We start from the raw sequence: 18,161 nt of genomic DNA on the forward strand, positions 1-18,161 counted from the left end.
TTAGGGGGTTAAAATTTAAGGGTGCAAATATACACATTAAAAAATCAATATTTCAAACGTAAAAGATTAAAATATAACTAGATAAACGGTTAATTTGAAGAAAAGGTATTTCTGGTGTTCAATTTTTCTAAAAAACTCATAGACTGGTATTTACAAAACAAGCGCGAACTCCCGTGGCGTAAGACTCAGGACCCCTATCGCATCTGGTTGTCTGAAATTATCCTGCAGCAGACCCGGGTTGAACAGGGCATGCCCTACTATTTTAAGTTTGTGGAAGCCTATCCGGATATCAAAGCGCTTGCAAATGCCCCCGAAGATGATGTGTTAAAATTGTGGCAGGGATTGGGTTATTATTCACGTGCGCGAAATCTACATGCTACCGCAAAAAAGGTTGCTTTTGACTTTAACAGCGAGTTTCCTAATACTTATGCCGAAATCAAAAAACTGAAAGGAATAGGTGACTATACGGCTAGTGCGATCGCATCCATTTGTTTTGATGAGGCCGAGGCTGTAGTTGATGGTAATGTCTACCGGGTGCTTTCCCGTGTTTTTGGTATTGATACTCCTATAGATAGTACTCCCGGAAAAAAGGAGTTTAAGGCGCTTGCTCAGCAATTGATAGATCCTAAAGATCCTGCAACCTTTAATCAGGCGGTGATGGAGTTTGGTGCGACACAATGCAAGCCCAAAAATCCGTATTGCCTGCACTGTCCGTTTCAGCAAGACTGTGCCGCCTATGCCAGTGGGAAAATAAATGAACTGCCGGTAAAGCAGGGTAAAACCAAGGTGCGGGACCGGTACTTTAATTATCTGATTGTTTTGGGACCTTCGGGCGAAACGATCTTAAGCCAACGCGATAAAAAAGGGATTTGGCGCGGACTTTTTGAATTTCCGCTTCTGGAAACCGAAAAGCCCTTGAAGGAGTCACGCTTTCGCGAAAGCTTAAAAAATCTAAAATTACCGGGTGTTTCGTCAGCTGTTTTGGTTGACGATTTAGATGTAGAAAGTCTGGTTGCGTTAACTCCTGAAGCCATAATTCATAAACTATCGCATCAGAAACTTCACGTGCATTTTTGGCTGTTGAAGATTAAAGACGTTTCAGGTCTGCAAACCAGTTCTTTCGAAGTTTTTGAGACGTATGCAGTGCCCCGTGTTATAGACCGTTTTATGGAAGACTTTGATTATAAGCGCTATTTGTGATGCGCTTAGCTGTTCTGCGGTTTTCAAAACGCTAAACTATAGTTGAGCGACTGCTTAATTTTAGTTACTTTTGAGCTTTAAAATTACAGATTATGTCAGGTACGTTAAATAAAGTTATGCTTATAGGCCACACGGGAGATGATGTGAAGATGCACTATTTTGAAGGAGGCGGTGCAATAGGCCGTTTTCCGCTGGCGACTAACGAAACCTATACCAACCGTACGACCGGAGAACGCGTTAACAATACCGAGTGGCATAATATTGTGGTACGTAATAAAGGTGCTGAGATTTGTGAGAAGTACCTGAAAAAAGGTGACAAAGTTTATATAGAAGGTCGTATCAAGACCCGAAAATGGCAGGATGAGACCGGTAATGAGCGGTACAGCACCGAAATACAGTGTACCGATTTTACATTTCTTACGCCTAAAGATGCCAGTGGTATGCCACAACAAGGCAACAGCCAGCCGCAGGCTGCACAAACACGATCTGCCGCTCCTTCTGCACCGGCAGTTTCACCGGGCTATGAAGACGATGATGAAGATGATTTGCCATTCTAATCCAGTTTTGGAAATTAGAGTTCACGAGATAAAACAGTTAAGCATTGGATCCTGACCCCCCAAGTTTAGTATTAGTTCAAAATAGTTTTTCGGCTACAACTGTTGTTGAGATCATTGCCGTCCTAATACTTCTGGTCTGCTCAGCCTTAATAAGCGGTACCGAAGTAGCTTTTTTCTCTCTTACGGCTGCCGATCTGGAGCTCGACCCTGAGAAACAAACCCGAAAAGATCAACTTGTTGTTCGCCTGCTCGAAAAGCCTAAAAAACTGCTGGCTACCATACTTGTGGCCAACAACTTTATCAATATCGCCATCGTACTCATTTTTGCCAGTCTGGGCGAAACGCTGTTCGCGGGTCTCGAGTCTGTGCAAATTGGGTTTATTAACCTTCGGTTTTTTGTGGAAGTTGTAGCGATTACCTTTCTCATTTTGATGTTTGGCGAAATCCTGCCAAAGGTTTACGCCAGTCGTAATAAAGTGGCATTTTCGGGTCAAATGGCTTACCCAATGGTGGTTTTAGACTTTATCATTTCGCCATTAAGTACTCCTATGCGTGCTGTGACTTTATTTTTGCAAGATCGCTTTGGTAAACAAAAAGGGAACATCAGCATAGATCAGCTTGGGCAGGCGCTTGAGCTAACCAGTGAAGAAGATACTTCGGTTGAGGAGCAAAAAATCCTACGCGGAATCGTAAGCTTTGGTAATACCGATACCAAACAGGTGATGAAGCCCCGTATGGATATTTTTGCATTGAATATGGAGTGGTCGTATGCTGAAATCATTCCGTTAGTGATTGAAAACGGATACTCGCGTATTCCGGTTTTTGATGAAAATATAGATAACATCACCGGTATTTTGTACGTCAAGGATCTCTTACCGCATATTGATGAAGAAGAATTTGACTGGATCAGCCTCTTGCGTGATCCCTATTTTGTGCCCGAAAATAAAAAGCTTGATGATTTGCTTAACGAGTTTAAAGACAAGCGCAATCACCTGGCTATTGTTGTGGATGAATATGGCGGCACCAGCGGATTGATTTCGCTGGAAGATATTATTGAAGAGATTGTTGGCGACATCAGTGATGAGTTTGATGATGAAGATATTGTGTTCTCTAAGCTGGATGACAACAACTATATTTTTGAAGGAAAGACTTCGCTGAAGGATTTTTACAAAGTAATTCGCCTGGAAGATCCGCAGTCTTTTGAAGACAATAAAGGGGAAGCCGAAACCCTTGCCGGTTTTATTTTGGAGATATCTAAAGGTTTCCCGCGCAAAAATGAAATAATAAACTTTGAACACTACGCGTTTACCATTGAAGTCATCGATCAAAAACGCATCAAGCAGGTCAAGCTTACCATCCGGGATCTTGATTAAATTAAATTCCTTTCAGTTGAAAAAGTATAGCTTCTTCATTTTGGCATTAAGCATCCTGTGCTGGTCGTGCAAAGAAGAGGTGTTGCCCAAACCTAACGGATTTTTAGCTCTGGATTATAATGCTCCTGAGTATGTAGAGTATTTGGGTGACGATTGCCCGTATGGATTTATGAAAAACGCAGAGGCCCGGGTAAAATATAAGGAAGATTGCTCGGCGGTTTTAGAATATCCCGGCCTTGATGGTGCCTTATACCTTACTTATCGCAAAGTAGATGGAAACATCAGACAATTGCTTACCGATGCTCAGAAACTTACCTACGAGCACGTTGTGAAGGCAGACAATATCATAGAAGAAAAATACATCAATCCCGAGTACCGGGTTTATGGGATGTTTTATGATGTAACGGGTAATGCGGCCTCACAATCTCAATTTTACGTTACCGACAGCACTTCGCATTTCATCACCGGCTCTATCTACTTCAACGTTACGCCAAACTACGACAGCATTCTCCCCGCAGCCGCTTATCTCAAGACTGATATCAGGCATTTGATGGAGAGCTTACGCTGGAAAGACGAGGAGTAATCCTATCTTAAAATTATATTTCAAACCGACGCAGCCGGTTTAAAAAGGCTAGTTTTGCGCAATGCAAAACGATCAAAAAAAGTGGCTGTATCTGATTATTCTTTCACTGGTTTGGGGGAGCTCGTATATCCTGATCAAAAAGTCGCTGGAAGGCTTTAGTCCGTTTCAACTTGGTGCCATTCGCATTATTTTTTCTACCGCTTTTCTTTTTGCTATCGGTTTTAACTCGTTAAAAACCATAACCCGTGCCCAATGGCCTTGGGTCGCTTTAAGTGCTTTGTGCGGTACCTTTTTGCCGGTATTTTTATTTTCGTTTGCTGAAACGCAGATTGACAGCAGTATTGTTTCGGTGCTCAATTCGCTGGTGCCGCTTTTTACAATTTTGATAGGCTATTTCGCCTTTAAAGTGCGCTTTTCGGGACTTCAACTCGCGGGAGTTCTGGTTGGCCTTGCAGGGGCTGCACTACTTATTTTTAATGGTGCATCGGTTAATCCTGATCAAAATTATTGGTTTGCCGGTCTGGTGATTTTTGCAGCCTTATGTTATGGTGCCAATGCTAATATTATAAAGGCTAAACTTCAGGACGTGTCTTCAAAAGCTATCGCCGTTGGTAATTTTGCCGTGATGATTTTACCGGCGCTCCTAGTAGGTTTTTTTGCCGGCTTGCCTGAACAGGATTTTTCGGATGATAGGGTTTTTGAAGCGGTGCTCTACGTGGCTTTGCTTTCGGTTGTAGGAACCGGTATAGCAAAAATTCTGTTTAACCGACTCATCCAGATATCATCGCCGGTTTTTTCAACTTCGGTTACCTATTTGATTCCGGTGGTTGGTATTTTTTGGGGTATACTCGATGGGGAGCAATTTACCCGGGTGCACGGAGTAGGAGCTCTGGTTATTTTGGGTGGAGTGTATCTTGTGAATCGTTCTAAAAAAAGAGAAGCAAGGGCTTAAAAAAATTGGAAAGGCCTGTTTTTGCTAATAGATCCGGTTGATCAAATTGTTAATTTAACACGATTTTAGTTAAAAAAAGAAGCTAATTATAGAACTTTAGTGGAAAACTAAAAACATGTTAAAAGTAGCCCTACCCATTCGTTTCGGAATTGCCATCACTGCTGGTTTAATCGCCTATTTTTTAGTGCTGGCGTTATTCGGCCTCCATACCAATCCTTTGTACAGTTTATTTAATGGGGTCATAACCGGCTTTGGTATTTATGAGGCCATAAAATATTATAAGCTCAGTAAAGGAAAAGATTTTGAATACGGCGATGGCTTTGCAGTAGGTATTGTTACCGGTTTTGTTTCCACTATTTTATTTACTGCATTTTTTGCGTTATACGCAGCCAATCTCAACCCTGATTTTCTAGATAAGATGATCGGCCGTTGGGAGACCACTTACAATACCAGTCTGGGTAGTGTGGTTTTTGTTGTGGCCATTATGGGTTTTGCAACCAGTGCGGTGCTCACACTCAGCTTTATGCAATTATTTAAGCAAAGCTGGAACCCCAAAAAGAAGTCTACAAAAAACATCTCCTGATTTTCTATTTATAGGTTTGTATTATAAGTAAATAGCTGTATATTTGCGCCCTCTTAAACCGGAAGGTTTGGATTTTAACTTATTTTATAAACACAACGCTATGTACGCAATTGTAGAGATAGCAGGGCAGCAATTTAAAGTTGCGAAAGATCAGAAGGTATTTGTAAACCGTCTGTCAGGAGAAGAAGGAGACGAAGTTTCTTTCGATAAAGTTCTTCTTACAGGAGATGGTGACAACATTACTTTAGGCGCCCCGGCTATAGAAGGAGCTCTTGTTGGAGCAAAGATTTCACGTCACTTAAAAGGAGACAAAGTAATTGTTTTCAAAAAGAAAAGACGTAAAGGCTATAAAAAGAAAAACGGTCATCGTCAATCTCTTACTGAGATCGTAATTGGTGATATTTCTTTAAAAGGAGGTAAAAAAGCAGCTCCTAAAGCCGAAAAAAAAGAAGAAGCAAAAGCTGAAGCCCCAAAGGCAGAAAAGAAAGCAAAAGCTTCATCAAAAGGAGATGATCTTAAAAAGATCGAAGGAGCAGGGCCTAAAGCCGCAGAAGCATTAGTAGCAGCAGGTATTGATACCTTTGCAAAAGTTGCAGCCTCAACTCCGGAAAAATTGAGCGAGGTTCTTACTGAGGCTAGCTCAAGATTAAGCCACATCGTTACAGACACCTGGCCAAAGCAAGCTGCTTTAGCTGCTGAAGGTAAGTGGGATGAGCTTAAAGAATTACAAGAGAAATTAGACGGCGGGATCGAAAAATAATCCTGTTAAAGTATAACCTTAAAACTAGAATAAGATGGCTCACAAAAAAGGAGTAGGTAGTTCTAAGAACGGTAGAGAATCAGAATCGAAACGTCTAGGTGTTAAGATATTTGGTGGTCAGGCTGCTGTTGCCGGTAACATTATCGTAAGACAACGTGGAAACACACATCACCCAGGTGAGAATGTTTACGGTGGTAAAGATCACACCCTTCACGCTAAAGTGGACGGTATCGTGAAGTTTACCAAAAAGAAAGACAATAAGTCTTACGTATCTGTAGTTCCTGCTGCAGAAGCTTAAGAATCTTAAGTCTAAAAGAACGAAAAACACCTGTTTCAGATGAAGCAGGTGTTTTTTTTTTGGCGCAGCCAAAAGAATTAATGCCAAGTCCGGATAGCGATCAGGATGTCTCGAAAACAAGAATTTGTTTCTAACGATGTTTCGGGGCTTGGTTGGAGGTCGTTTAGTGATGCCGATTAGTTTTCGGTCATAAAAAAACCCTGCAAGTGCAGGGTTCAATTTAGAAGGTTTTCTTCTAATTATAGGCCGGGATAGTTTCCGGTAATGATGTCGATACCGTCTATGACCCAACCTACGATAAAGAATCCTGCGGTCAAGATAAAGATGATATTCCATAAAATAGGACTTCCTAAGTACCATCTGTGAGCAGCAAATGCTCCTAAGAATAACCAAAGTAAGATCGCTACTGTCTGACGATCTGCAGCTACAGCAGCCGGAGAAACAAGTTCGCTTGCAGTGTCAGAACCAACACTTAATTCAGTATTGGCCTTTGTTACACGTTCTACAGGAAAACCTGCGAACATAGTTGTAGAAATCATTAGCAGAAATGCCAGTGAAAGAATAATTTTGAAATTCATAAGGTTGAAGATTTGATTAAATTACTTAAAAAGTACGCAATTTTGAGATATCCTATATTCCGTGTATTCTTGTTTTTGATATGTTTAACGTTTGCCAATAATGTAAAAGCTCAGGAATATGAGTTTTTTGGTGTGATAAAATTAAACGATACTTCCTTTATTAGTTATAAGGTTTTGTTTGATCGCGTTAACGACTCCATACAGGGGTATTCGCTAACCGACTTCGCCGGGAAGCATGAAACAAAATCTAATATCACGGGTTATTATAATGAAAGCAAAAACCTTTTAACCTTTAATGAATACGATATTGTTTACACCAAATCTCCGGTTGTTCAAAATGATTTTTGTTTTGTCAATTTTGAGGGTAAGGTCAATAATCTGGATCGAGTGAAAGCTTTTAGCGGGGATTTTAAAGGTTTATATGCCGATGGATCATCATGTCTTGATGGGACGATTATTGTAAATTCAGGTGATCAGGTCAGAAAGCGGGTAGAGAAAATAGATAAAGTCGTACAACGCTCTCGTAAATTTTCAGATTCTATAAAGAAAAACATCAAGGTTGCTAAGGTGCTGGATACGCTTACACGTAATATCATCGCCAAAAACGAAAACCTGAATATTTATACACGAGATCAAAAGATCAAGCTCGTGATTTACGATGCCGGAAAGGAAGACGGTGATCAGGTTAATTTATATATTGATGATAAACCCGTTTTGGAAAATTATACGGTTTTACACGACAAAAAAATACTGGAAGTGCGTCTGGCAAAACCTCAGACGCTTATTCGCGTTGAGGCGGTGAGTGAAGGCACTTCTGCACCTAATACGGTGCGGCTGGAGGTAGAAGACACACGCAACTTGGTTCGTACCATAACAAACCTTAAAAAGGGCGAAAAAGCGCAGATGACTATTGTAAAAAAATAAACCCCCGCATCACTGCGAGGGTTTTATCAAATATTTAAAGTCTAAAATCTCAGATCTTAAACTAGTATCTGTAGTATTCCGGCTTAAATGGCCCTTCTACTTCAACGCCTATGTATTCGGCCTGATCTTCATTAAGTTTGGTCAATTCTACACCTATTTTCTCTAAGTGTAAAGCAGCAACTTTTTCATCTAAATGCTTTGGTAGCATATAAACTTCATTCTTATAATTGTCACTGTTTTTCCACAACTCAATCTGTGCCAAGGTCTGGTTTGTAAAGGAGTTACTCATTACAAAACTTGGGTGGCCGGTTGCGCAACCTAGGTTTACCAAGCGCCCTTCCGCTAGCAAAATAATGTCTTTACCGTCAACGGTATATTTATCTACCTGAGGCTTGATCTCATCTTTAGTGTCACCATAATTTTCATTTAACCAGGTAACCTGAATCTCGTTATCAAAGTGGCCGATGTTGCATACTATGGTTTTGTCTTTCATAGCTTTAAAGTGCTCCCCGCGTACGATATCTTTATTACCGGTTGTGGTAATTACGATATCTGCATTGGCAACCACGGTTTCCAGTCTTTTAACTTCAAAACCGTCCATAGCAGCCTGTAGGGCACAAATAGGATCAATTTCGGTAACGGTAACTATAGAGCCCGCACCTTTAAAAGAAGCAGCGGTACCTTTACCTACATCACCATAACCGCATACTACTACGCGCTTACCGGCAAGCATCACATCTGTTGCGCGACGCACGGCATCAACAGCACTTTCGCGACAACCAAATTTATTATCGAATTTAGACTTGGTTACACTGTCATTAACGTTGATGGCAGGCATAGGAAGTGTGCCTTTTTTCATACGCTCGTACAGACGGTGAACTCCGGTTGTGGTTTCTTCAGAAAGACCTTTAATGCCGGGACCTAATTCCGGATATTGATCAAGCACCATATTGGTTAAATCGCCACCGTCGTCAAGAATCATATTCAGCGGCTTACGGTCTTCACCAAAAAACAGGGTTTGTTCAATACACCAGTTAAATTCTTCTTCATTCATTCCTTTCCACGCATAAACCGGGATGCCTGCTGCTGCGATTGCTGCTGCTGCATGATCCTGAGTAGAAAAGATATTACAAGAGCTCCAGGTAACATCAGCTCCTAAAGCCACCAAAGTTTCGATTAAAACTGCGGTTTGTATGGTCATATGCAAACAACCGGCAATACGCGCACCTTTAAGGGGCTGCTCTGCACCGTATTCTTCACGTAAAGCCATAAGGCCCGGCATCTCAGCTTCGGCCAATTCTATTTCTTTTCTTCCCCATGCGGCCAAAGAAATATCTCTGACTTTATAAGGAACGTACTGCACTGTTTTCGTTGACATAGTCTTATATTTACAATTCTTATTTTTTGCAAAAATACGTAATATCCACTACTTAACGTGCCACTTTTCAAAACAATAACGCCAAATCCCACTACTCAGGTTTACATCTGGAAGGTAGAGGAGTCTGTTGAGGAATTGGAAAAAAATGTCAATCTGACTCCGCATTGCAGGGCTCGTTTAGAGAGCATGAAATCGGAGCTGCATAGAAGGGGTTTTTTAAGCATCAGACACCTGTTGCACGAGGCGGGCTATACTGATCAGGATTTATTCTACACCGATAATGGGAAACCCCATCTTCAGGACGGCAAATACATCTCAATCACCCATTCCTATAATTTTACGGCGATAATCGTCAGCGACGATACTGAGGTAGGTATTGATATTGAGATGCAGCGCGATAAAATTCTGCGTATCGCCTCACGCTTTACGCCGCTTAAGGAATACCATACCTTGGCCAATGACGATGCCTTAATCCGAAAGCTTACGATTGTTTGGGGTGCCAAAGAATCCCTGTATAAAATTTATGGAGTTAAGGGAATCAGTTTTTTGAAGCACATCTATGTGGAAGATTTTGATTTTGATGATGCAAAATCTTCTGCGACCATTAATTACAAAGGGAAGAAAAGCAATTATGCGATCGATTTTCTCGAGTTTGAAGGTTTTACCTGCGTTTACGCCCTGGCGCTATGATCAGCAATTTTACGCATAGCGGAAGTGTTATCTACTCACAAATTGAGCAGGCAGCAAGACTTGGGCAGCCTTGCTTTGCGATTCTTTTTGACCCGGAAGAACTTAGGGTTCAGGATCTGGAAAAGCATATTGAAGCGCTTCCTGATCACACCACACACCTTTTTGTAGGCGGAAGCACGGCAACCGCAGCACAAGCGCAGCTTGCGGTACGGGAGCTTAAAAAACATTCCGGTTTGCCTGTGGTTCTTTTTCCGGGAGACCATAATCAGATAACCGCCGAAGCAGATGCGCTTCTTTTTTTGAGTTTGATTTCGGGCGAAAACCCTGAGTATCTCATTCGGCAACAAATCAAATCGGTTGATAAGCTGAAGAATTCAGCCTTAGAAATTATTCCTACCGGTTATATTCTGATTGATGGAGGTACCGAGACCGCAGTGCAGCGGGTGAGCAAAACGCAACCGCTCACACAGGATGATCCTGACCATATTGTAGCCGTTGCGCTTGCAGGACAGTATTCCGGTAAAAAATTAATTTATCTTGAAGCCGGAAGCGGAGCTAAAAACCCCGTTTCTGCCGAAATTATAAAAGCAGTGAAGGAAGCGATCCATATTCCGCTTATTGTAGGCGGTGGTATCAGAACCCGGGAACAACTGGAAATCGCTTACGAGGCTGGGGCAGATCTTGTTGTCGTAGGCACCGCTTTTGAAAACGGAAACTTCAGAATTTAAGCTATGGCTGAAACACTCGATTTCCTGTTTGGGCAGTACTCTGATTATGAAACCTCTTCCATTGTACTTGAGCTAGTTGGTGTTGTTTTCGGTTTATTGTCGGTTTGGTTTTCGAAGCAAAACAACATCTGGGTGTATCCCACGGGGATGATCAGCACCGCCATTTACGTGTATTTACTGGCTAAATGGGGTTTGCTGGGAGATATGATGATCAACGCCTATTATTTTTCGATGAGTGTTTACGGCTGGTATATCTGGACGCGTAAGGTAGATGCAGAGCACGTGACGCCCATTACTTCGACCACTGCTAAAGAGCATCAGATTTCAGCATTAATTTTTATAGCCACCATCATTTTTGTCTTTATCGTGTATACGGCTTTTGATAAGTGGAATGACTGGACGGCTTATGTAGATACGCTTACCACCGCTATTTTCTTTGTAGGAATGTGGCTTATGGCCCGCCGCAAGCTTGAAAATTGGATCTATTGGATACTTGGAGATGTAATTTCGGTACCGCTGTATTTTTACAAAGGTTTCACATTTACCAGTTTACAATACCTTATTTTTACTGTACTTGCTATTTACGGCTATATCTCTTGGAAAAAATACCTGAACAACAACCCGGTAATTGCTTAAAAGTCGTACTCTTCGGTCCGGAGAGTACCGGCAAGACCACGCTTTCCCGAAAACTTTCAGAACACTATAACGGCACCTGGGTACCCGAATTTGCACGCGAGTACCTTCAGCAAAAATGGGATAAAGAGCAAAAGATTTGTGAGCCTCAGGATATCTTTCCCATCGCGTTAGGACAGCGAAAATTGGAAAACACCGCTGTTAATTCTGAAGAAAAAATAGTATTTTGTGATACAGACCTCTTGGAAACAATGGTTTACAGTGAGGCTTATTTTGACGGTTGGTGTGAAGAGCGCGTGCGGGAGGCCGCTTTGACTTCCAGATATGATCTGTATATTCTTACTTATATAGATGTGCCCTGGCAGGCAGATGATCTAAGAGATCGACCCGGCCAGCGTGAAGAGATGTTCAGGCTTTTTGAACAGGCTTTAATTCAACACAACCGGCCTTATATGCTCGTCAAAGGCAATCTGGAGGAGCGCATAAAACAAATTACCAATCAACTAAACACCAGACTCAATTGAACTTTACAGACCAGGAAATCAACGAAATTAAAAATCACGGCTTGACGCTAGACCAGGTCAAATCGCAGATCGAACTTTTTGTCAATGGGGTGCCTAATGTCAAACTCGTGGCGCCGGCTACCGTTTCTGATGGTATTTTTAAACTTTCAGACGATGCCGAATTGCAATACCTTGACGCTTATGAACGTAAAAAGCAGGAACTCGATTTATTGAAATTCACCCCAGCATCTGGCGCAGCCAGCCGTATGTTTAAAAAAATCTATCAGTTTCTGGAAGAATACAATCCTGAAAAAGAATCTATAGACGCCTTTTTAGAACGTACCGGGGATAAGCATATGAAAGCTTTTTTTGATGGCTACGAAAACTTTCCGTTTTACCATCATATTATGGATAAGCTTGATAAAGAGGTTTTAGAGGATAAAAACGCCAAAAAATATGCCTTTATCAAAACTATGATGGCCGCAGACGGTGAAGATTACGGTAGTTTGCCCAAAGGTTTAATACCCTTTCACTATTACGGTTGTTATAAGGCAACTGCTTTTGAAGAGCACTTGCACGAGGCAGCGGCCTATGCGGCTAAAAATGATCACGCATCCCTGCATTTTACGGTTTCTCCGGAGCACGAAGAAGCTTTCCGGAAGGAATACGATACCATTCATGCTTCGGTAAGCAATACTACAGGCGTTAATTTCGACGTAAGTTATTCCTTTCAAAAACCGGAAACCGATACGGTTGCGGTTACGATGGATAATAAATTGTACCGTCAGGAAAACGGTGAATTATTATTTAGACCGGGCGGTCACGGGGCGCTTATTGAAAATCTCAACGATGTGGATGCCGATTTGATCTTTATCAAAAACATTGACAACGTTTTGGTGCAGGACCAAATTCAGGCGCTGGCACGATCCAAACGTATTTTGGCCGGCTTGCTGCTCGAGAAGCAGGAGCAGGTCTTTAAATACGCCAAACTTCTGGCTGAGGATAACATCACCGATGCACAGCTTGATGAGTTGGTCACCTTCCTGAAAGAAGATTTTAGTACACGTATTGACAAGGACTACGGGTCTTTTTCGCAAAGCGAAAAGAAAACCTATTTGGCCGAATTGCTTGATCGCCCTATTCGCGTTTGCGGAATGGTAAAAAACGAGGGCGAGCCCGGCGGCGGACCATTTTGGGTGGAAGATGAAAGCGGTAAAGTGGCTCTTCAGATCATTGAAAGCGCACAGGTGAATGAAAAAGATGCAGATCAGCAGGAAATTTTCAAGCAGTCCACGCATTTCAATCCGGTTGATATCGTTGCCGGGGTGCGTAATTATAAGGGCGAAAAATACAACCTGCTCGACTACGTAAATCCGGATTTGGCTTTTATCGCTTATAAAACTGATGGCAGCAATGAGATTAAAGCTCTCGAACTTCCGGGATTGTGGAACGGTGCAATGGCCCGCTGGAATACCTTGTTTGTTGAAGTGCCGCTGGAAACCTTCAACCCTGTAAAAACCGTTAATGACCTATTAAAACCGGCTCATCAGGCGCAGTCTTAATGAATAAGGAAGTCCTGCAGTCTGAATGTGAGTTTAAAGCGGTGCGTAGTAGCGGTCCCGGGGGTCAGCATGTCAATAAAACATCCACCAAGGTGATGCTGCACTGGGACCTGGAAGCTTCGGCTGTTTTTACAGAGGAGCAAAAAGAGCGATTACGCCAACGTTTGGCTTCTAAACTCACTACAGAGAACCAGTTGGTATTGTCCTACGATCAAAGCCGAAGTCAGCATAAAAACAAGGGCGAAGTTTTTAAAAATTTGGTCCAGCTGCTGGAGAAAGCTTTGGTTAAACCTAAAAAACGAAAAAAGACCCGACCTACTTTAGCTTCCAAAAAGCGGAGACTCGAATCTAAAAAACAAAACGCCCAGAAAAAGGCAAACCGTAAACCACCTGATTTTTGAGGTGGTTTATTTTTTTAAGAAGAATTTATTGCCTTACATTTGCCGCCTAATCTCAAAGGGGTGCTTAAACTTCCGGGTGACCGGAAAGCGAGCTGAGATCATACCCAATGAACCTGGGCGGATAATGCTGCCAAGGGAAACGCTTAAAATGCCGGTGACGATCGGTTAAATTTTAAGCAACATTGCATTTATTAACTAATAGTAACACGGAATAATTGCCCCTTTTATTCGTAAAAATAATTTTACGGATGAAAACTCTTTTATTCGCCTGTGCTGCCAGCCTAACAACTTTTGGCGCACTCGCACAACAAAAACCGGTCATAGACACGACCGAAGTCAACAAACTGGACGAAGTTCTGGTGCAATCTATCAGGGTTGATGCCGACTCTCCCATCACCTACAGCAACCTTTCTAAACAGGAAATCGAGGAGCGCAATCTGGGGCAGGATTTGCCCATTTTGCTCAACTACCTGCCCAGTGTGGTTACCACCTCAGATGCCGGTGCCGGCATAGGTTACACAGGATTCCGGGTACGGGGAACCGGTAATCAGGGGATTAATGTCACCATTAACGGGATTCCGTATAATGACGCAGAAAGTCTGGGAAGTTTTTTCGTAAACCTTCAGGATTTTAGCAGTTCTATTCAGAGCGTGCAGTTGCAACGCGGGGTGGGGACTTCTACCAACGGTGCAGGAGCATTTGGTGCCAGTTTAAACATCCTGACCGATGCAGCAGATGATAAAGCCTATGCTGAAGTTAATGCTTCGGCCGGCTCGTTTAACACCAGCCGGGCTAATGTAAAATTCGGTACCGGCCTCATTAGTGATCATTTTAGTTTCTCCGGAAGGCTTTCGGCCATAAAATCAGACGGCTATGTAGATCGAGCCAGTTCTGATCTGAAATCCTATTTCCTGCAAGGGTCTTACCGGGATGAAAATACCCTGCTTAAAGCCATCGTTTTTGGTGGTCATGAGATTACCTACCAGTCCTGGAACGGCATTGATGCCGAAACCCTGGCGACAAATCGCAGGTTTAACCCCATAGGATTTCAGTATGATGATGAAGGCAATTTTGAAGGCTTTTACAACAATCAGGTTGATAATTACAAGCAGGATCACATACAATTATTATGGAACCAGAAATACGATGGCGGCTGGTCTACAAACCTGGCGTTGAACTATACCTTGGGTCGCGGATTTTATGAGGAATATGTAGACTCCTGGTATTATGAAAATGTAAACTTTTCTAACGATGCTACATTTGAAGCTTTAGGCTGGGAACCTTATGAGGTAGACGGCGAGCTACAAACCGATACCGATTTAATACGCCGTCGCTGGTTAGATAACCGTTATTATGTGGCTAATTTGACCACCAATTATTCAGACGAAAACATCGATTTTGACGCGGGGATTTTTGGTAGTTTATATAGTGGAGATCACTACGGCGAAATTGTCTGGGCACGCTATTTTTCACAGACTGAAGAAGCCGGATACCGCTATTACTTTGGTACCGCAGATAAAAACGAGTTTACCACATTTGCCAAAGCTACCTGGAGAATTGACGATACATGGAGTGTCTTTGGAGATGTGCAGGGACGTTTTATAAGCTATGAGACAGACGGGATAGATAATGATCGAGCAGATTTTATAATCGATGAGAACTATTCGTTTTTTAATCCCAAAGCCGGTGTGACTATCACCTTAGATGAGTTTAGTCGTATTTATGCGTCGTACGCACGGGCCAATCGCGAACCCAATCGTACCGATTTTGAAAACGGGAATCCCGTACCTGAAAGTCTTAATGATTTTGAATTGGGCTACCGCTATACCACAGATCGCGCGCGGGTTTATGCTAATGCCTATTACATGGATTACCGCAATCAGCTTGTACTTACCGGTGCTATTGATGATGTGGGTGCGCCTATTCGTCAAAACAGCGGATCAAGCTATAGACTGGGTCTGGAGATTGAGGCAGGCCTTGAGATCATACCGGGTATGCTGGCTACAACACCTAATATTGCGTTGAGTACCAATAAAAATCGGGATTTCTTCTTTGAGCGGGATGGTGAACTTCAGAATTTGGGTAATACCAATATCTCGTATTCTCCCAATGTGGTTGCCGCAAACCGTTTTGATTACTTTCCGGTTGAAGGTTTACGCCTGTCATTATTGTCTAAATATGTTGGCGAACAGTATTTAGGTAACATCGATGCAGAAAGCTCAAAGCTGGATGCTTATTTTGTAAATGACTTCAATGCGCAGTACGAATTGGGGGCGTTAGGCTTTGCAAAATCAGTTACGCTAACCTTGTTGGTCAACAACTTCTTAAGTGAAGAATACGTGTCAAACGGATATTTTTTCACGTATGATGATGATTTTACAAATCCCGGAACCGTGACAACTATTGAAGGGACAGGCTACTATCCGCAGGCAAAAATCAACTTTTTAGTAGGTGCCAGCGTTCGATTTTAAAACTTTATGATTGAGAAATTAAGAGCTGCCTGGGGTATATCTTCGGGCAGTTTTTTTATGTTTTGGGCTGTAAACCTAATTCGAAATACTGATCAAACTTCCTTCCTGTGCAACCCGATACGGAAGCAGGGTATAAGGCAGGTTCTGAGCCTTATCCTGACCGGTGTACAAATTATAGGTATTGTCTTCACAGGAGCAGGTTACTTCGACCCCATTTAAAACCATTGCCGAACATTGATTAGGCACATGATTGGGATCTGCAGCCTCCCAGGCGCGTATACCCGTTCCGGTATTGATGACAAAAATGCCCTGAATTCCTACATTGGCTACATAAACCGCATTGCCGGGGAACTGCAGATTGCTATATTCCGGTAAGTTGGTATTTAAACTTACATTAAAAGCAATAGGCGTAAGATTGGGGTTATTGATGCGTGCATCATCAGAACTACAGGAGATCAGTACGAGTGCTAAACCCAGAATACAACCAATTTTTTTTAGGTAAACCGAAGAAAGCGACATTGTCAATTTGTGAGATTTTAGAACTAAGAATTAATAATTTCGTATATTAGCACTACAAATCCCGTTTATAATGGGATTTTTTGTGTTTATACCTCTGGCCTTTTCCATTTTGGATTAAACACACCCAAAAAACGAAAATACACCACATACATTGTGCATAAAGAAACGAAGTTATGAGTAAAGTATCATACTATACTGCGGAAGGATTAAAAAAATTAAAGGATGAGCTCAATCAGCTTAAAGATGTTGAGCGTCCTAAAGCATCACAGGCCATAGCCGATGCACGCGATAAAGGAGATTTAAGTGAAAATGCTGAATATGATGCGGCTAAAGAAGCTCAGGGAATGCTGGAGATGCGTATTTCTAAAATGGAGGAGATCGTCGCGAATGCACGTATTATAGATGAATCTCAATTAGATACCTCTAAAGTTTTGGTGCATTCTACCGTAAAAATCAAGAACCAGACAAATGGAGCCGTGATGACCTATAAGCTGGTTGCACAAAGTGAAGCCGACCTGAAAAGCGGAAAAATTTCAGTAGATTCTCCTATAGGTAAAGGACTTTTAGGTAAGAAAGAAGGGGAAGTCGCAGAAGTTAGCGTTCCTAATGGTACGATGAAATTTGATATTCTGGAAATCAGTAGAGACTGATTGGAAATTAGAAAGTAGAAATACAAAATACTTTTAACCACATACATCTAACTTAGAATGGCTTCCATATTCACCAAAATAATCAATCGGGAAATCCCGGGACACATTGTAGCAGAAGACGATAACCATATCGCTATTCTGGATATCAATCCCAATGCTAAAGGTCACACGCTTTGTATTCCAAAAAAGGAGGTAAACAAACTCTTTGACCTGCCCGAAACCGATTATATGGAGCTTATGGCTTTTAGCCGAAAGGTTGCTTTGGGATTGGAAAAAGTTGTGGATTGCAAACGTATTGGCGTCTCGGTTATAGGGCTTGAAGTTCCACACGTTCACGTGCATTTGATCCCGCTCACTACAATGGAAGATGCTCGTTTTCTGAATAAAACGGCCATGTCTTCTGAAGAATTGGCGGCTTTGGCTCAGGAAATCAACGCGGCTATTTAGTCTTTAAATAATAAATACCAAAGGCTGCCGCAGCACCTGCAAGAACAACTCCTGCCAAAATATAAATAGCAAGCGGTTTGAAGCGTTGATAGGTTTCCGGGTTGCCTACACGTTTCAGGTTATAGAGATAGATTCGGTCTATCTCATCGGTCCATAAAGCAGGATAAATCTGAGACTCACAGTGGCTGCAATTAAGCTCTCCTTTCACCTCTTTGGTAGCACGGGTATACAATTTAGTGTCTTCAATTTTATTGTAGAAACTAAACATCAATCCGTCCTGAGCATAGCATTTAGGACAGTTATTGCGCAGTTTTGATTCCCCAAATTTCACGTAGTTCTCGGCCATAAATCAAGCTTAGGTTGGTACTGCG

The 18,161-nt window shown here is 42.1% G+C and carries 22 protein-coding genes; 18 read left to right on the top strand and 4 right to left on the bottom strand.

All coding sequences use genetic code 11. From position 1 onward, the window contains the following. Positions 1–114 precede the first annotated feature (114 nt). From mutY to rpmA, 8 genes are all read left to right on the top strand, one after another. The gene (gene mutY / locus CJ305_RS07240) at positions 115–1,200 is read left to right on the top strand and encodes an A/G-specific adenine glycosylase (protein WP_099645596.1); all 1,086 of its coding nucleotides are present in this window, start codon (positions 115–117) and stop codon (positions 1,198–1,200) included. Positions 1,201–1,292: 92 nt separating this feature from the next. Continuing rightward, the gene (gene ssb, locus CJ305_RS07245) at positions 1,293–1,757 is read left to right on the top strand and encodes a single-stranded DNA-binding protein (protein ID WP_099645597.1); all 465 of its coding nucleotides are present in this window, start codon (positions 1,293–1,295) and stop codon (positions 1,755–1,757) included. A gap of 44 nt (positions 1,758–1,801) precedes the next feature. After that, a complete protein-coding gene (locus tag CJ305_RS07250; RefSeq protein ID WP_099645598.1) occupies positions 1,802–3,130 on the top strand; it encodes a gliding motility-associated protein GldE in 1,329 nt (442 codons plus the stop codon). A gap of 16 nt (positions 3,131–3,146) precedes the next feature. Next, positions 3,147–3,713, top strand: coding sequence for a gliding motility lipoprotein GldD (gldD, locus tag CJ305_RS07255; RefSeq protein WP_099645599.1), 567 nt, complete (start codon positions 3,147–3,149; stop codon positions 3,711–3,713). A 61-nt stretch (positions 3,714–3,774) separates the two neighbouring features. Continuing rightward, entirely contained in the window at positions 3,775–4,665 is an 891-nt protein-coding gene (locus CJ305_RS07260) for a DMT family transporter (RefSeq protein ID WP_099645600.1), read from the top strand. Positions 4,666–4,780: 115 nt separating this feature from the next. Beyond that, positions 4,781–5,248: a DUF4199 domain-containing protein gene (locus CJ305_RS07265; RefSeq protein ID WP_099645601.1), complete on the top strand. Its 468-nt coding sequence runs from the start codon at positions 4,781–4,783 to the stop codon at positions 5,246–5,248. Positions 5,249–5,348: 100 nt separating this feature from the next. Continuing rightward, complete coding sequence (rplU, locus tag CJ305_RS07270; protein WP_099645893.1) at positions 5,349–6,008, top strand: 50S ribosomal protein L21; 660 nt, start codon at positions 5,349–5,351, stop codon at positions 6,006–6,008. A gap of 34 nt (positions 6,009–6,042) precedes the next feature. Continuing rightward, on the top strand, positions 6,043–6,306 hold the full coding sequence (rpmA, locus tag CJ305_RS07275; RefSeq protein ID WP_099645602.1) for a 50S ribosomal protein L27: 264 nt from the start codon (positions 6,043–6,045) through the stop codon (positions 6,304–6,306). A 239-nt stretch (positions 6,307–6,545) separates the two neighbouring features. On the opposite strand, the gene CJ305_RS07280 is transcribed toward rpmA, so the two are convergent. Then, positions 6,546–6,830 (bottom strand): TM2 domain-containing protein, encoded by a 285-nt coding sequence (locus CJ305_RS07280; RefSeq protein WP_223248824.1) that lies wholly within the window; start codon positions 6,828–6,830, stop codon positions 6,546–6,548. 96 nt (positions 6,831–6,926) lie between these two features. On the opposite strand from CJ305_RS07280, the gene CJ305_RS07285 reads away from it, so the two are divergent. Further along, positions 6,927–7,808 carry a hypothetical protein gene (locus tag CJ305_RS07285; RefSeq protein ID WP_223248825.1) on the top strand — a complete coding sequence of 294 codons (882 nt, stop codon included), beginning with the start codon at positions 6,927–6,929 and terminating at the stop codon, positions 7,806–7,808. A 61-nt stretch (positions 7,809–7,869) separates the two neighbouring features. On the opposite strand, the gene ahcY is transcribed toward CJ305_RS07285, so the two are convergent. Next, a complete protein-coding gene (gene ahcY / locus CJ305_RS07290; RefSeq protein ID WP_099645604.1) occupies positions 7,870–9,186 on the bottom strand; it encodes an adenosylhomocysteinase in 1,317 nt (438 codons plus the stop codon). 57 nt (positions 9,187–9,243) lie between these two features. On the opposite strand from ahcY, the gene CJ305_RS07295 reads away from it, so the two are divergent. The 7 genes from CJ305_RS07295 to CJ305_RS07325 all read left to right on the top strand — a co-directional run bounded on the left by CJ305_RS07295 (position 9,244) and on the right by CJ305_RS07325 (position 16,174). Continuing rightward, on the top strand, positions 9,244–9,876 hold the full coding sequence (locus CJ305_RS07295; protein ID WP_099645605.1) for a 4'-phosphopantetheinyl transferase family protein: 633 nt from the start codon (positions 9,244–9,246) through the stop codon (positions 9,874–9,876). After that, the gene (locus CJ305_RS07300; protein ID WP_099645606.1) at positions 9,873–10,604 is read left to right on the top strand and encodes a phosphoglycerol geranylgeranyltransferase; all 732 of its coding nucleotides are present in this window, start codon (positions 9,873–9,875) and stop codon (positions 10,602–10,604) included. Before CJ305_RS07295 ends, CJ305_RS07300 begins: the two co-directional genes overlap by 4 nt. Positions 10,605–10,607: 3 nt before the next feature. After that, positions 10,608–11,240, top strand: coding sequence for a nicotinamide riboside transporter PnuC (pnuC, locus tag CJ305_RS07305; protein ID WP_099645607.1), 633 nt, complete (start codon positions 10,608–10,610; stop codon positions 11,238–11,240). Then, positions 11,201–11,761, top strand: coding sequence for an AAA family ATPase (locus CJ305_RS07310; protein WP_099645608.1), 561 nt, complete (start codon positions 11,201–11,203; stop codon positions 11,759–11,761). The genes pnuC and CJ305_RS07310 overlap by 40 nt, the downstream gene beginning before the upstream one ends. Next, on the top strand, positions 11,758–13,302 hold the full coding sequence (locus CJ305_RS07315; RefSeq protein WP_099645609.1) for a DUF4301 family protein: 1,545 nt from the start codon (positions 11,758–11,760) through the stop codon (positions 13,300–13,302). Before CJ305_RS07310 ends, CJ305_RS07315 begins: the two co-directional genes overlap by 4 nt. Continuing rightward, positions 13,302–13,703, top strand: a complete 402-nt coding sequence (arfB, locus tag CJ305_RS07320) for an alternative ribosome rescue aminoacyl-tRNA hydrolase ArfB (protein WP_099645610.1) — start codon at positions 13,302–13,304, stop codon at positions 13,701–13,703. Before CJ305_RS07315 ends, arfB begins: the two co-directional genes overlap by 1 nt. A 248-nt stretch (positions 13,704–13,951) precedes the next feature. Continuing rightward, positions 13,952–16,174, top strand: a complete 2,223-nt coding sequence (locus CJ305_RS07325) for a TonB-dependent receptor (RefSeq protein ID WP_099645611.1) — start codon at positions 13,952–13,954, stop codon at positions 16,172–16,174. A 75-nt stretch (positions 16,175–16,249) separates the two neighbouring features. Here CJ305_RS07325 and CJ305_RS07330 read toward each other — a convergent pair whose 3' ends face one another. Further along, positions 16,250–16,699: a Rieske (2Fe-2S) protein gene (locus CJ305_RS07330; protein WP_189319403.1), complete on the bottom strand. Its 450-nt coding sequence runs from the start codon at positions 16,697–16,699 to the stop codon at positions 16,250–16,252. Between the two features lie 167 nt (positions 16,700–16,866). On the opposite strand from CJ305_RS07330, the gene greA reads away from it, so the two are divergent. Together greA and CJ305_RS07340 are read left to right on the top strand one after the other, a co-directional pair. Beyond that, a complete protein-coding gene (greA, locus tag CJ305_RS07335) occupies positions 16,867–17,343 on the top strand; it encodes a transcription elongation factor GreA (RefSeq protein ID WP_099645613.1) in 477 nt (158 codons plus the stop codon). Positions 17,344–17,400: 57 nt separating this feature from the next. Next, positions 17,401–17,790 (top strand): HIT family protein, encoded by a 390-nt coding sequence (locus CJ305_RS07340; protein ID WP_099645614.1) that lies wholly within the window; start codon positions 17,401–17,403, stop codon positions 17,788–17,790. On the opposite strand, the gene CJ305_RS07345 is transcribed toward CJ305_RS07340, so the two are convergent. Then, positions 17,783–18,136 carry a hypothetical protein gene (locus CJ305_RS07345; protein ID WP_099645615.1) on the bottom strand — a complete coding sequence of 118 codons (354 nt, stop codon included), beginning with the start codon at positions 18,134–18,136 and terminating at the stop codon, positions 17,783–17,785. The genes CJ305_RS07340 and CJ305_RS07345 overlap by 8 nt on opposite strands. Positions 18,137–18,161 lie beyond the last annotated feature (25 nt).

Source organism: Leeuwenhoekiella nanhaiensis, from assembly GCF_002744755.1.
Taxonomy (GTDB): domain Bacteria; phylum Bacteroidota; class Bacteroidia; order Flavobacteriales; family Flavobacteriaceae; genus Leeuwenhoekiella; species Leeuwenhoekiella nanhaiensis.